The organism is Mycobacterium florentinum (assembly GCF_010730355.1).
GTDB lineage: Bacteria > Actinomycetota > Actinomycetes > Mycobacteriales > Mycobacteriaceae > Mycobacterium > Mycobacterium florentinum.
Genome location: NZ_AP022576.1, coordinates 4,759,644 through 4,772,346, shown reverse-complemented (window position 1 = coordinate 4,772,346; position 12,703 = coordinate 4,759,644). Strand labels below are relative to the sequence as shown.

At 68.0% G+C, this 12,703-nt stretch carries 13 protein-coding genes; 7 read left to right on the top strand and 6 right to left on the bottom strand.

Translation table 11 applies throughout. The features are described 5' to 3' along the window. Positions 1 to 30: 30 nt before the first annotated feature. Positions 31 to 945, bottom strand: a complete 915-nt coding sequence (locus G6N55_RS22735; RefSeq protein ID WP_085219803.1) for a UTP--glucose-1-phosphate uridylyltransferase — start codon at positions 943 to 945, stop codon at positions 31 to 33. Between the two features lie 78 nt (positions 946 to 1,023). Here G6N55_RS22735 and G6N55_RS22730 point away from each other — a divergent pair, with 78 nt between their 5' ends. The 4 genes from G6N55_RS22730 (at position 1,024) to mscL (ending at position 3,312) form a co-directional block, all read left to right on the top strand. Continuing rightward, positions 1,024 to 1,629: a 5-formyltetrahydrofolate cyclo-ligase gene (locus G6N55_RS22730; protein ID WP_085219804.1), complete on the top strand. Its 606-nt coding sequence runs from the start codon at positions 1,024 to 1,026 to the stop codon at positions 1,627 to 1,629. Positions 1,630 to 1,702: 73 nt separating this feature from the next. Beyond that, a complete protein-coding gene (locus G6N55_RS22725; RefSeq protein ID WP_085219805.1) occupies positions 1,703 to 2,050 on the top strand; it encodes an FmdB family zinc ribbon protein in 348 nt (115 codons plus the stop codon). Positions 2,051 to 2,116: 66 nt separating this feature from the next. Next, positions 2,117 to 2,785 carry an SAF domain-containing protein gene (locus G6N55_RS22720; protein ID WP_085219806.1) on the top strand — a complete coding sequence of 223 codons (669 nt, stop codon included), beginning with the start codon at positions 2,117 to 2,119 and terminating at the stop codon, positions 2,783 to 2,785. A gap of 65 nt (positions 2,786 to 2,850) precedes the next feature. Further along, the gene (gene mscL / locus G6N55_RS22715; protein WP_085219807.1) at positions 2,851 to 3,312 is read left to right on the top strand and encodes a large-conductance mechanosensitive channel protein MscL; all 462 of its coding nucleotides are present in this window, start codon (positions 2,851 to 2,853) and stop codon (positions 3,310 to 3,312) included. 42 nt (positions 3,313 to 3,354) lie between these two features. Here mscL and G6N55_RS22710 read toward each other — a convergent pair whose 3' ends face one another. The 5 genes from G6N55_RS22710 to rpmF form a co-directional block, all read right to left on the bottom strand. Further along, positions 3,355 to 3,903 carry a MogA/MoaB family molybdenum cofactor biosynthesis protein gene (locus G6N55_RS22710; RefSeq protein WP_085219808.1) on the bottom strand — a complete coding sequence of 183 codons (549 nt, stop codon included), beginning with the start codon at positions 3,901 to 3,903 and terminating at the stop codon, positions 3,355 to 3,357. After that, entirely contained in the window at positions 3,903 to 5,447 is a 1,545-nt protein-coding gene (locus G6N55_RS22705) for a S1C family serine protease (RefSeq protein WP_085219809.1), read from the bottom strand. The genes G6N55_RS22710 and G6N55_RS22705 overlap by 1 nt, the downstream gene beginning before the upstream one ends. A gap of 75 nt (positions 5,448 to 5,522) precedes the next feature. Next, the gene (locus tag G6N55_RS22700; protein ID WP_085219810.1) at positions 5,523 to 7,082 is read right to left on the bottom strand and encodes a HAMP domain-containing sensor histidine kinase; all 1,560 of its coding nucleotides are present in this window, start codon (positions 7,080 to 7,082) and stop codon (positions 5,523 to 5,525) included. Next, positions 7,082 to 7,765, bottom strand: coding sequence for a two-component system response regulator MprA (gene mprA / locus G6N55_RS22695; protein ID WP_085219899.1), 684 nt, complete (start codon positions 7,763 to 7,765; stop codon positions 7,082 to 7,084). The genes G6N55_RS22700 and mprA overlap by 1 nt, the downstream gene beginning before the upstream one ends. Before the next feature lie 63 nt (positions 7,766 to 7,828). After that, positions 7,829 to 8,002, bottom strand: a complete 174-nt coding sequence (gene rpmF / locus G6N55_RS22690; RefSeq protein ID WP_036471323.1) for a 50S ribosomal protein L32 — start codon at positions 8,000 to 8,002, stop codon at positions 7,829 to 7,831. 249 nt (positions 8,003 to 8,251) lie between these two features. Here rpmF and G6N55_RS22685 point away from each other — a divergent pair, with 249 nt between their 5' ends. The 3 genes from G6N55_RS22685 to G6N55_RS22675 are packed head-to-tail and all read left to right on the top strand — an operon-like array spanning position 8,252 to position 12,701. After that, complete coding sequence (locus tag G6N55_RS22685; protein ID WP_085219811.1) at positions 8,252 to 9,964, top strand: acyclic terpene utilization AtuA family protein; 1,713 nt, start codon at positions 8,252 to 8,254, stop codon at positions 9,962 to 9,964. After that, positions 9,961 to 11,109, top strand: coding sequence for an acyl-CoA dehydrogenase family protein (locus G6N55_RS22680; RefSeq protein ID WP_085219812.1), 1,149 nt, complete (start codon positions 9,961 to 9,963; stop codon positions 11,107 to 11,109). The genes G6N55_RS22685 and G6N55_RS22680 overlap by 4 nt, the downstream gene beginning before the upstream one ends. A 59-nt stretch (positions 11,110 to 11,168) precedes the next feature. After that, the gene (locus G6N55_RS22675; protein ID WP_179968195.1) at positions 11,169 to 12,701 is read left to right on the top strand and encodes an acyl-CoA carboxylase subunit beta; all 1,533 of its coding nucleotides are present in this window, start codon (positions 11,169 to 11,171) and stop codon (positions 12,699 to 12,701) included. Positions 12,702 to 12,703: the final 2 nt, after the last annotated feature.

The window sequence follows — 12,703 nt, the reverse complement described above, 5'->3', positions numbered from 1 at the left end:
GTCATTAACCGGGCCCGGCGTGGCGGCCGACTACTGCTCGTTCAGGCCCAATCGCGCCACCAACCACCGCCGCAACTCCGGGCCGTAGTCGTCACGATCCAATGCAAAGTCAACCGCAGCCTTGAGGTAGCCGCCGGGATTTCCCAAGTCGTGTCGAGATCCGCGATGCACGACGACATGAACGGGGTGGCCCTCTTTGATCAGCAGCTCGATCGCATCGGTGAGCTGGAGTTCGCCGCCGGCCCCGTGGTCGATGCGGCGCAGGGCATCGAAGATGGCGCGGTCGAGCACGTACCGGCCGGCCGCCGCATACAGCGACGGGGCGTCCTTGGCCTTGGGCTTTTCCACCATGCCTTTGACCTTGAGCACGTCGGAATTGCCGGCGCCGGGGATGGCCTCGACGTCGAAAACACCGTAGGCACTGATCTCCTCGGGCGTGACCTCGATGGCGCACAACACCGAGCCGCCGTACTGGGCGCGCACCTTGGACATCGTCTCCAGCACACCGCCGGGTAGCACCAAGTCGTCGGGCAGCAGCACCATGACGGCGTCCTCGTCGGGCGCCAGCACGGGCTCCACGCAGCCGATGGCGTGTCCCAGCCCGAGCGGCTCGAGCTGCACCACCGACTCGACCTTGATCAGGGCCGGGGCGCGACGCACTTTGGCCAGCATCGCCTTCTTGCCGCGGGCCTCGAGCGTGCCCTCCAGCACCAGGTCCTCGACGAAGTGGGCGACGACGCCGTCCTTGCCCTCGGAGGTGATGATGACCAGCCGCGCGGCACCGGCCGCAGCCGCTTCCTCTGCCACCAGCTCGATACCGGGCGTGTCGACGACGGGCAGCAACTCTTTCGGCACCGTCTTGGTGGCCGGCAGGAAACGGGTGCCCAGACCGGCTGCGGGGACGATCGCCGTGTGCGGGATCGGGACTTCATCTGGCCGTGACATCGTTCACACACCATAGCGCTCAGGGGGGTTGCCGCCGCTGCGTGGCAGGCCGATTAACCGTGCTGTCATCGTTGATGCATGACGACTTCGACCAAGGCCGCGTTGCGCGAGCAACTGCTGGCCGCGCGAAGTCTGGTTGCCGACGACGTTCGCGCCGGTGAGGCGCGAAAGCTCACCGAACAGCTGGCGCTCGCGGTGAGCAGCGGCAGCACCGTCTGCGCCTACGTTCCGGTGGGCACCGAGCCGGGCTCGGTCGCGATGCTGGACATGTTGCTGCGGCACTCGCGGCGGGTGCTGTTGCCCGTTGCGCGCACCACCGCCGACGGCGCCCCGATGCCGCTGCGCTGGGCCGAGTACCGGCCGGGCGAACTCGTCCGCGGCCGCTGGGGCCTGCTCGAGCCGCCCGAGCCGTGGCTATCCGAGTCGGCGCTGGCCGAGGCCGAAATGGTGGTGGTGCCCGCCCTGGCCGTCGACCGTCGGGGCGCGCGGCTGGGGCGGGGCCGGGGCTACTACGACCGCTCGCTGGCCGCCAGAAACCCGCAGGCACGCCTGGTCGCGGTGGTGCGCGACGAGGAGTTCGTCGACGAGTTACCGGCCGATCCGCACGACGTGCCGATGACCCATGTGATCACCCCGGAACGCGGGGTTGTGACGCTGCGCGCGGCCGATCGGGCCCGGGAATGAGACGGATTTCATGGCTGTTTTAGCACTCAGGCACTGTAGAGTGCTAACAAGCTTATCTAACGGAGGTTTTGGAGTGCCGACCTACAGCTACGCTTGCACCGAGTGCGACAACCGGTTCGACGTTGTGCAGGCCTTCACCGATGACACGCTGACCACCTGCGAGAAGTGCTCGGGTCGGCTCCGCAAACTGTTCAACTCCGTGGGCGTCGTGTTCAAGGGCAGCGGCTTCTACCGCACCGACAGCCGCGAGTCCGGCAAGAAAACGTCGAGTTCGACCAACGGCTCCGCGAGCAACGGCTCCTCGACCAACGGCTCCAGCGAGAGCTCCGGGTCCGGCGAGAAGTCCGGCTCGAGCGAGAAGTCGACGTCCAGTGAGAAGTCGACGAGTTCGGCCTCAACGACCGCGGCCGCTTCCAGCTAGCCGGTTATCCACAGCACCCGTCTCGGACGGGAAGTTTCGGCGGCGCGTTACGCCTACCGTTGCGGCGTGGGAGAACCATCGCTGAATCCGGCACTGCTACAGCGGATATCGGCGTCGCTGCGCCCCGATTGGACCCGAACCGTACTGGCCCGCCGAGTGGTCGCGGGTGGACTCGTCGTGTTGGCCGGCGTCGCGGCGGTGCACTCGAATCCGGACGGCGACCGCGTCGACGTAGTGGTGGCCACGCGTGACCTGACTCCCGGTGCAGCGTTGACGCCCGACGACGTTCGAGTCGAAAAGCGTTTGGCGACAACACTTCCCGATGGCTCGCAAGCGGACCCGGGCGCCGTGGTCGGTTCGATGCTGGCCGGTCCGGCGCGCCGGGGCGAGGTGCTCACCGATGTCCGCTTGCTCGGCAGCAGGCTGGCCGAGTTGACCGCGGGCCCGGGGGCGCGCATCGTGCCGCTGCATCTGACGGACGGCGCGCTGATCGATCTGGTTCGCGCCGGCGACGTCGTCGACGTGCTGGCCGCGCCGCCCACCGAATCGCAGCCCGGCACCCAGGCGATCAGCAAGGTGGTGGCCACCGATGCCGTCGTCGTGCTCGTATCGCCCAAGCAGAAAGTCCGGGCCGCCGACGACGACCGCGTAGTGTTAGTTGCGCTGCCGGCTCGCGTGGCGAACACGGTGGCAGGCTCGGTGTTAGGCCAGGCAGTGACCCTCACCCTGCACTGAGTACCTGACTGCCGCTCGCCACAGCACCCGCGGCAAACTGTGTCCAGCCCAGAAAGGACGTCGGAATGCTCAAGGGGTTCAAGGAGTTTCTCGCGCGGGGCAACATCGTCGACCTATCGATCGCGGTGGTCATCGGTACCGCGTTCACCGCGCTGGTCACCAAATTCACCGACAGCATCATCACGCCGCTGATCAACCGGATCGGCGTCAACCAGAAGTCGGACGTCGGCATTCTGAAGATCAGCATCGGTGGCGGCCAGACCATCGACCTGAACGTCCTGCTGTCCGCCGGGATCAACTTCTTCCTGGTCGCCGCGGTGGTGTACTTCCTGGTCGTGCTGCCCTACAACACTTTCCGCAAGCGCGGCGAAGTAGAGCAGGCCGACGACGCCCAGATCGTCTTGCTGACCGAGATCCGCGACCTGCTCGCGCAGACCAACGGCGACTCCTCGTCCGGCAGACACGGCGGGACGGACACCACGCCGCCGCCCGACTTCGGGCCGCGCGCGGACGTCGAGTCGCACTGAGTTCCCGCGGCTAACGCGGGGCGCGAACGTGGCCGAGCGACTTCAGATCTCGAGGCTCGATAACTGCCCGATGATCTGCGCGGCGAGCGGGTTCAGCGTCGCCATCCCGTCGCGCACCGCGTAACGGGAACCGGCGAGGTTGACCACCAACGTGCTTCCGGACACACCGGCCAGACCCCGTGACAACCCGGCATCGATGATTCCCGCGGACAGCCCGGACGCGCGGACCGCCTCGGCGATGCCGAGGATTTCCCGGTCCAGAATCTCGACGGTGGCCTCGGGGGTGACATCGCGCGGGGTCACTCCGGTCCCGCCGACCGAAACCACCAGATCCACCCCGCCGATCACCGCCGTGTTCAACGCGTTGCGGATCTCGACCTCGTCGGCCGCCACCGCCACCACACCGTCGACGACGAATCCCGCCTCGGTCAGCAGCTCGGTGACCAGCGGCCCGCTGTGATCTTCTTCGTCCCCGTGGGCGGTGCGATCGTCGACCACCACTACCAGAGCCCGGCCGACTACCAATTCCGCACCCGTTTCCATGGGTGCAACCGTATATCCGAGCTCGGACATCGGCTCATCGACTCTCATCACTGATCCGCCTTGCCCAGGGTGACCTGCACAGTCCGGCTGCCACCGCCGGGATCCTGGAAGGTCAGCGATACCTTGTCGCCCGGCGCCTTGGACCGCACCGCGGCGACCAGCGCGTCGGCGCTGCTGATCGGACGGTCGTCGACCTTGGTGACGACCACGTTCTTTGGCACTCCCGCGTTCGAGGCGGCACCGCCGGCCACGACGTCGACGACCTTGGCGCCCGGTGTGCTCTTGTCACTGGTGACCTGCACGCCCAGCGACGCATGCGTCGCCTTGCCCGTGCTGATCAACTCGTCGGCGATGCGCTTGGCCTGGTCGACCGGGATCGCGAAGCCGAGCCCGATCGAACCGCTTTGCGCGTCAGGCGAATCCGAACCCAGGGTGGCGATCGCGGAGTTGATGCCGACGAGCTGTCCCTGCAGGTTGACCAGCGCGCCGCCGGAGTTACCCGGGTTGATCGCGGCATCGGTCTGAATCGCGTCCAGCACCGTGTTCTGGTTACCGGACTCACCTGTCGTCGACACCGGCCGGTTCAGGGCGCTGATGATCCCGGTGGTCACCGTGCCGGACAACCCCAGCGGGGAACCAATCGCCATCACCGGCTGGCCGACCCGGACATCCGACGAGGAGCCCATCGCGATGGGGGTCAGTCCGGACACGCCTTGCACGCGGATGACGGCGATGTCACTGGTCGGATCGGCACCCACCACCGTGAAGGGCGCGGTGCGGCCGTCGGAGAAGGTCACCGTCGTCTTCGGTGCCGGACCGCCCGGCGCGGGCGGCGGGCTGCCGGGCGGCGGGCTGCCGGGTGTCGGCGAGGCCGGCCCGCCCGGTCCCTTCGGAGGGGAGGCGGCCGCGGCGATGACGTGGTTGTTGGTCAGAATCAGCCCGTCGGACGACAGGATCACCCCGGAGCCCTCTTCGGACGCGCGACCGAGGTCGGTCTCCAGCATCACGACGCTGGGCACCACCTTTGCGGCGACCTGTTCGACGGTGCCGGGCGGCATATTGGCCGCCGGGACACCGGGTGTGGCCCCCGAGGGTCCGCTGCCGCCGCTGGCGGTCGTGGAGTGTGTACCGAGTTCGACGACCGTTGCCGCGGCACCGCCAATACCGGCCGACACCACCGCGATCGCCAGCGCGCCCGCTACCAGCAGGCCCGCGCGGGATCGCTTCTCCGGCCGCGGGGGCCCCATCGGGGGCAGCATGCCGGGGATCCGATGGGTTCCGGTCCCGCCGGGAATCGGGCCCGCGCCAGTTCCGCCCGGGATCGGACCCGGGCCAGTACCGCCGGGGATCCGGCCCGGGCCGGTGCCGCCGGGGATCGCACCCGCCCCGGTGTCGCCGAACGGCTCGTAGGGCCGACGGTATGGCGAGGTCTGTGACGGCTGTGACGGCTGCCCTTGTTGGTACCGCCAGTCGTAAGGCTGGTTGTACGGTTGCTGAGGCCCTGGGGCATACGCGGGAGCCGCGGGCTGGTTAGGCGCGCTGCGGTATCCCGGCTGCTGCGGCGGTGGCGAATACCTCGGGTCATTCGTCATGTCGCTAAGTCGCTCTTCCTCTAAATGGGGGTGCTATCGAGCTCGACTTGGCTCGATTGTCAACACTATCTGCATCTACCTTGCGCGTGCGGACTGAGAGTCCACTGAGATAACGTTCGCCGCTTCCCGAGAGTTCGCCGGATCGGCACCCACCGGAACGGCGGGGTCCGTCGTTGCCTGGCCGGTGGCGTCGGCCCCCGTCTCGGTCCCGGCCGTCGGATACGTCGAAACCGGCAGTGGCCGGCCGGGCAGCAGCACGTAAATCGATGTTCCCGGAGGATGTCCTCCCGAAACGGTGTCTTCGACGCGCAGCAGTCCACCGTGGTTGAGCACCACCTGCTTGACGATGGCCAACCCCAGCCCCGAACCGGGCAAGGCCCGCGCCGTCGTCGACCGGTAGAACCGCTCGAACACCAGGCGTCGCTCGTGGGGCGGGATCCCCGGGCCGAAGTCGGAGACGATCAGCTCGGCGTGCGACGGGTCGAGCTGGCGCATCCGCACACCGACGTGGGCACCCGGCGGACTCCATTTGGCGGCGTTGTCCATCAGGTTGAGCGCCGCCCGCGACAGCCCGGCGTTGTCGCCGTAGACCTGCCAGCCAATCACGTCGACGTCGAAGTGAATGTCGTTGCGCCGCCGCCTGACTCGTTCCAGGCTGCGGTCGATCACCTCGGACATGTCGACGGGCTCGTGCACCACCTGGCCGGCGTCGTCCCGGGTGAGGTCCACCAAATCGCCTACCAGAGTGGACAATTCCTCGATCTGCGCCAGCACATCCGAACGCAGGTCGACCATCTCCTGCTCGGGCAGCCGCGGCGCGCCCGGTTCCATGGACGCCATCAAGAGTTCGACGTTGGTCCGCAGCGACGTCAGCGGGGTGCGCAGTTCGTGTCCGGCGTCGGTGACCAGCCGCGCTTGGCGCTCCCGGGACTCGGCGAGTGCTCGCAGCATCAAGTTGAATGCCTCAGTGAGCCTTGCCAATTCGTCGCTTCCGAACACCGGGATCGGCCGCAGGTCGTCGGTGCGAGCCACCCGCTCGGCTGCTTCGGTCAGCCGGGCGACCGGCCGCAGTCCCGCCCGGGTGACCATGCCGCCGGCCACCGCGGCGACCGCGACCCCGATGCCGCCGACGATCAGCAGCACCCAGCGCAGTTTGGTCATCACCGCCTCGGTGGGCCGCAGGCTCTTGGAGATCAGCAGCGAACTGCCGTTGGGCAGGTGGATCGCCAGGATCCGCTGGTCGGCAGCGGTGCGCCGGGACATGAACAAGTCGCCGCGAATGACCGCCTTCTCCGGCGCATCGACCGGCAGGGTCTGGCCCGGCTGCTGGGCGGTGTAAATCGAGTGGCCCGGGTTCACCAGCATCGCGTTGACGTCCGAATACGCGGTGCCCTCGATGGCCTTGGCCGGGTCGGCGGCCAGCGAACCGCTGGCAATCAGCAGCTGGGCTCGGCTGTCCAGCTGGTTGTCGATGTCGCTGTAGAGCGCGGCCGCGATCACCGCATAGACGGCGAACGCCATCAACACGACAACCATCGCCACCATCGACATCGCCAGCAACATCACCCGCCACCGCAGCGACAACGAACTCGGGGCTCGCAGTGGTGCGCGCCGACGTCGGTGGAACCGGATCATCAGGGCGGCGTCTCCCGGAGGACGTAGCCGACGCCGCGCACCGTGTGGATCAGGCGCGGCTCACCGTCGGCTTCGGTTTTGCGGCGCAGGTACCCGACGTAGACCTCCAGCGCATTGCCCGAGGTGGGGAAGTCGAATCCCCACACCTCCTCGAGAATGCGGCTTCGGGTGAGCACCCGGCGCGGATTGGCGATCAGCATCTCCAGCAGCGCGAATTCGGTCCGGGTCAGGCTGATCCGGCGATGCCCACGGGTGACCTCACGGGTCACCGGGTCCAGGGCCAGATCGGAGAACGTCATGGCGACCGACTCGGCGTCCTCGGGCTTGGTGCGGCGCAGCAGTGCCCGCATCCGGGCCAGCAGCTCCTCGAGGGCGAACGGCTTGGGCAGGTAGTCGTCCGCGCCGGCATCCAGGCCGGCGACCCGTTCGGACACCGAATCGCGGGCGGTCAGCACCAGGATCGGCAGGTCGTCGCCGGTGCTGCGCAGTTGGCGGCAGACCTCGAGACCGTCGAGGCGCGGCATCATCACGTCGAGCACGACCGCGTCGGGACGCTCGCTGGCGATCGCTTCGAGAGCCTCAACACCGTCATTGGCCAACTCGACGGAGTAGCCGTTGAAGGAAAGCGATCTGCGCAGCGATTCGCGGACCGCGCGATCGTCATCGACGACAAGAATGCGCACGGCCACTAGTTTCGTCCTAGGGCCTGAGAGCGGCCTGAGAGGCGCGCCGGGTATTTGCCGAGATTAGCGTCGGTCTAGATCGATCAGGCCAAGGCGAGCCGCCTTGAGCAGTCGACGCGGCACCTTGTGCTTCTGGCCGGCCACGGTCACACCGACGAGCTCGGTCTTTTCGGCCTTCCACTGCGAGCGGCGGCTACGGGTGTTCGAGCGCGACATCCTGCGCTTGGGTGTGGCCATGGTCGGGCCTTACTCCTCGTGTGGGGTTTCGGGTCGTGCGTCGCACGGCATGGGCCTCTACGGCCGACGGCGACGATTGCTCCCAAGAATAGTCGGTGACCTGCTTGGTGGCCAAAACGGGCCGTGCGGCCTGCGCGGCTATGACACCGGCGCCCAGACGGGCATCCTTGACGTGACACCGGCGGTACCCGCTAACCTACCGGGTGGTTGGTTGGTTGAGCACCGGCAATTCCTGAATGGAGGACGCCAATGGCCTCTGGTTCCGGCCGGTCCGGTGCTGTCCGGATCGCGAACTGCTCGGGGTTCTACGGCGACCGGCTCGCGGCGATGCGCGAGATGCTGACCGGCGGCGACGTCGACTACCTCACCGGCGATTACCTGGCCGAGCTCACCATGCTGATCCTGGGCCGCGACCGGATGAAACACCCCGAGCGCGGCTACGCCAAGACCTTCCTGACCCAGCTCGAGGACTGCCTCGGCGAAGCCCGCGACCGCGGGGTACGCATCGTCGCCAACGCCGGCGGCCTCAACCCCGCCGGGCTGGCCGACGCGATCCGCGCCCTGACCGAACGCCTCGGCATCGCCGCCCGGGTCGCCCACGTCGAGGGCGACGACCTACAACCCCGCGCGGCCGAACTCGGGCTGGGCACGCCGCTGACCGCCAACGCCTACCTGGGCGCGTGGGGCATCGTCGACTGCCTGGCCGACGGCGCCGACATCGTCGTCACCGGCCGGGTCACCGACGCCTCAGTGATCGTCGGGGCGGCGGCCGCCCACTTCGGCTGGGGCCGCACCGACTACAACGAGCTCGCCGGCGCCGTGGTCGCCGGACACGTCATCGAATGCGGCGTGCAGGCCACCGGCGGCAACTACGCGTTCTTCACCGAAGTCCCCGACCTGTCCTACGCCGGCTTCCCGCTGGCCGAGGTCAACGCCGACGGGTCATCGGTGATCACCAAGCACCCCGGCACCGGCGGGCTGGTCAGTATCGACACCGTCACCGCGCAACTGCTCTACGAGATCACCGGCGCCCGCTACGCCAACCCGGACGTCACGGCGCGGATGGACACCGTCGAGCTCTCGTCCGACGGCGCCGACCGGGTGCGCATCAGCGGTGTGGTCGGTGAGCCGCCGCCGCCCACGCTGAAGGTGTCGCTGAACAGCATCGGCGGATTCCGCAATGCGATGACGTTCGTACTGACCGGGCTGGACATCGAGGCCAAGGCCGAATTGGTGCGCCGCCAACTCGAGGCCGAGCTCACCGTCAAACCCGCGGAGCTGCAGTGGTCGCTGGCCCGCACCGATCACCCCGACGCCGACACCGAGGAAGCCGCCAGCGCGCTACTGCACTGCGTGGTCCGCGACCCCGACCCCGCCAATGTCGGACGCCAGTTCTCCTCTGCGGCGGTCGAATTGGCGCTCGCCAGCTACCCGGGCTTCCACATCACCGCCCCGCCCGGCGACGGTCAGGTTTACGGCGTCTTCAGCGCGGGCTACGTCGATGCCGCCACCGTGCCGCACGTCGCGGTGCACAGCGACGGCACCCGCATCGATATCCCCTGCTCCACCGACACTTTGGAGTTATCGCCCGCTGCTGAACCGGCGTTGCCGGAACCGTTGCCCGACGGCCCGACCCGGCGCGCACCGCTGGGCCGCATCGCGGGCGCCCGCAGCGGCGACAAGGGCGGCTCGGCCAACGTCGGCGTCTGGGTGCGTACCGAGGACCAATGGCGCTGGCTGGCCAACACATTGACCGTCGAGCTGCTCAAGGAACTACTGCCCGAGGCCGCGGACTGCGATGTCACCCGGCACGTGTTGCCCAACCTGCGCGCGGTGAACTTCGTGATCGAGGGCATCCTCGGCCAGGGCGTCGCCTACCAGGCGCGGTTCGATCCCCAGGCCAAGGGGCTGGGCGAATGGCTGCGCAGCCGCCACGTCGACATCCCGGAAAGCCTGCTATGAGTATTTGGACCACCCCGGAACGCGAGCAACTGCGAAAGACGGTGCGCGCGTTCACCGAACGCGAGATCCTGCCGCACGTCGACGAGTGGGAACGAACCGGCGATCTGCCGCGCGAGTTGCATCGGCGCGCGGGGGCGGCCGGGCTGCTGGGCGCGGGACTGCCCGAAGCGGTCGGCGGCGGTGGCGGCGACGGCGCCGACGCGGTGCTCATCTGCGAGGAGTTTCACCAGGCCGGTGGACCGGGCGGCGTTTTCGCGTCGCTGTTCACCTGTGGCATCGCGGTGCCGCACATGATCGCCTCCGGCGATCAGCGGCTGATCGAGGAGTTCGTCCGGCCGACGCTGGCCGGCGAGAAGATCGGATCGCTGGCCATCACCGAGCCCGGCGGCGGTTCGGATGTCGGGCACTTGCGCACCAGCGCCGTGCGCGATGGCGACCACTATCTGGTCAACGGCGCCAAGACCTACATCACCTCCGGGGTCCGCGCCGACTATGTCGTCACCGCGGTGCGCACCGGAGGCCCTGGCGCAGCGGGGGTTTCGCTGCTCGTGGTGGAAAAGGGCACACCCGGCTTCGAGGTGAGCCGCAAGCTGGACAAGATGGGCTGGCGCTCCTCGGACACCGCCGAACTTTCCTACGTCGACACAAGGGTCCCGGTGGCCAACCTGGTCGGCGCCGAGAACAGCGGGTTCGCTCAGATCGCGCAGGCGTTCGTTTCCGAGCGGATCGGCCTTGCCGCACAGGCGTATTCGAGTGCGCAGCGGTGCCTGGACATCACCGCGGCTTGGTGCCGTGACCGCGAGACGTTCGGCCGCCCCCTGATCTCCCGCCAGTCGGTGCAGAACACCCTGGCCGAGATGGCCCGGCGCATCGACGTCGCCCGGGTCTACTCGCGCAACGTGGTGGAACGCCAGCTCGCCGGTGAAACGGATCTGATCCCGCAGGTGTGCTTCGCCAAGAACACCGCCGTCGAGGCCGGCGAATGGGTGGCCAATCAAGCCGTTCAGCTTTTCGGCGGCATGGGCTACATGGCCGAATCCGAAGTCGAACGCCAATACCGGGACATGCGCATCCTCGGTATCGGCGGAGGTACCACCGAAATTCTGACCGCGCTGTCCGCCAAACTCCTGGGGTATCAATCGTGACGGTATTGCAGTCCACCCTCGACCCGAAGGCCGATACCTACGCCGACGCGGCCGAGACCATGATCGCCAAGCTCGCCGAGATCGACGCCGAGCACGGCAAGGCGCTGGCCGGCGGCGGCGCGAAATACACCGAGCGCCACCACGCCCGCGGCAAGCTCACCGCACGCGAGCGCATCGAGCTGCTGGTCGACCCGGATTCGCCGTTCCTCGAGCTGAGCCCGCTGGCCGCCTACGGCAGTTCCTTCACCCTGGGCGCCAGCGTGGTGGTCGGCATCGGCGCCGTCGAGGATGTGGAGTGCCTGATCGTCGCCAACGACCCGACCGTCAAGGGCGGCACCAGCAACCCCTGGACGCTGAAGAAGATCTTGCGGGCCAACCAGATTGCGCTACAGAACCGGCTACCGGTGATCTCGCTGGTGGAGTCCGGTGGTGCGGACCTGCCCACCCAGAAGGAGATCTTCATCCCGGGCGGGCAGATGTTCCGCGACCTGACCCGGCTGTCGGCGGCCGGCATTCCGACCATCGCGCTGGTCTTCGGGAACTCCACGGCCGGCGGTGCCTACATCCCCGGTATGTCCGATCACGTTGTGATGATCAAGGAACGCTCCAAGGTGTTTTTGGCCGGTCCCCCGCTGGTGAAGATGGCCACCGGCGAGGAATCCGACGACGAGTCGCTCGGCGGCGCCGAAATGCACGCCCGCACTTCGGGTCTGGCCGACTACTTCGCGGTCGACGAGCTCGACGCGATCCGCATCGGGCGCCGCGTGGTGGACCGGCTGAACTGGCGCAAGCTCGGGCCGGCGCCGCGGCCGGTGACCGAGCCGCTGTTCGACGCCGAGGAACTGATCGGCATCGTCTCGTCGGATCTGCGCATCCCCTTCGACCCGCGCGACGTGATCGCACGCATCGTCGACGGCTCCGAATTCGACGAGTTCAAGCCGATGTACGGCTCGTCGCTGGTGACCGGCTGGGCGACGCTGTGCGGCTACCCGATCGGCATTCTGGCCAACCACCGCGGTGTGCTGTTCAGCGAGGAATCGCAGAAGGCCACCCAATTCATCCAGTTGGCCAACCGCTACGACACGCCACTGTTGTTCTTGCACAATACCACCGGATACATGGTCGGCAAGGACTACGAGGAAGGCGGCATGATCAAACACGGGTCGATGATGATCAACGCCGTATCCAACTCGACCGTCCCGCACATCTCGCTGCTGATCGGCGCGTCGTACGGCGCGGGCCACTACGGGATGTGCGGACGCGCCTACGATCCCCGATTCCTGTTCGCCTGGCCCAGCGCCAAATCCGCTGTGATGGGCGGTGTCCAGCTGGCCGGCGTGCTGTCGATCGTGGCCCGCGCGGCCGCCGAGGCCCGCGGTCAGCAGGTCGACGAGGACGCCGACGCCGCGATGCGCGCCGCCGTCGAGGGCCAGATCGAGGCGGAGTCGCTGCCGATGGTCCTGTCCGGGATGCTCTACGACGACGGGGTGATCGATCCCCGCGATACCCGCACGGTACTGGGAATGTGTCTGTCCGCCATCGCGAATGGCCCGATCAAGGGGACGTCGAACTTCGGCGTCTTCCGGATGTGAGC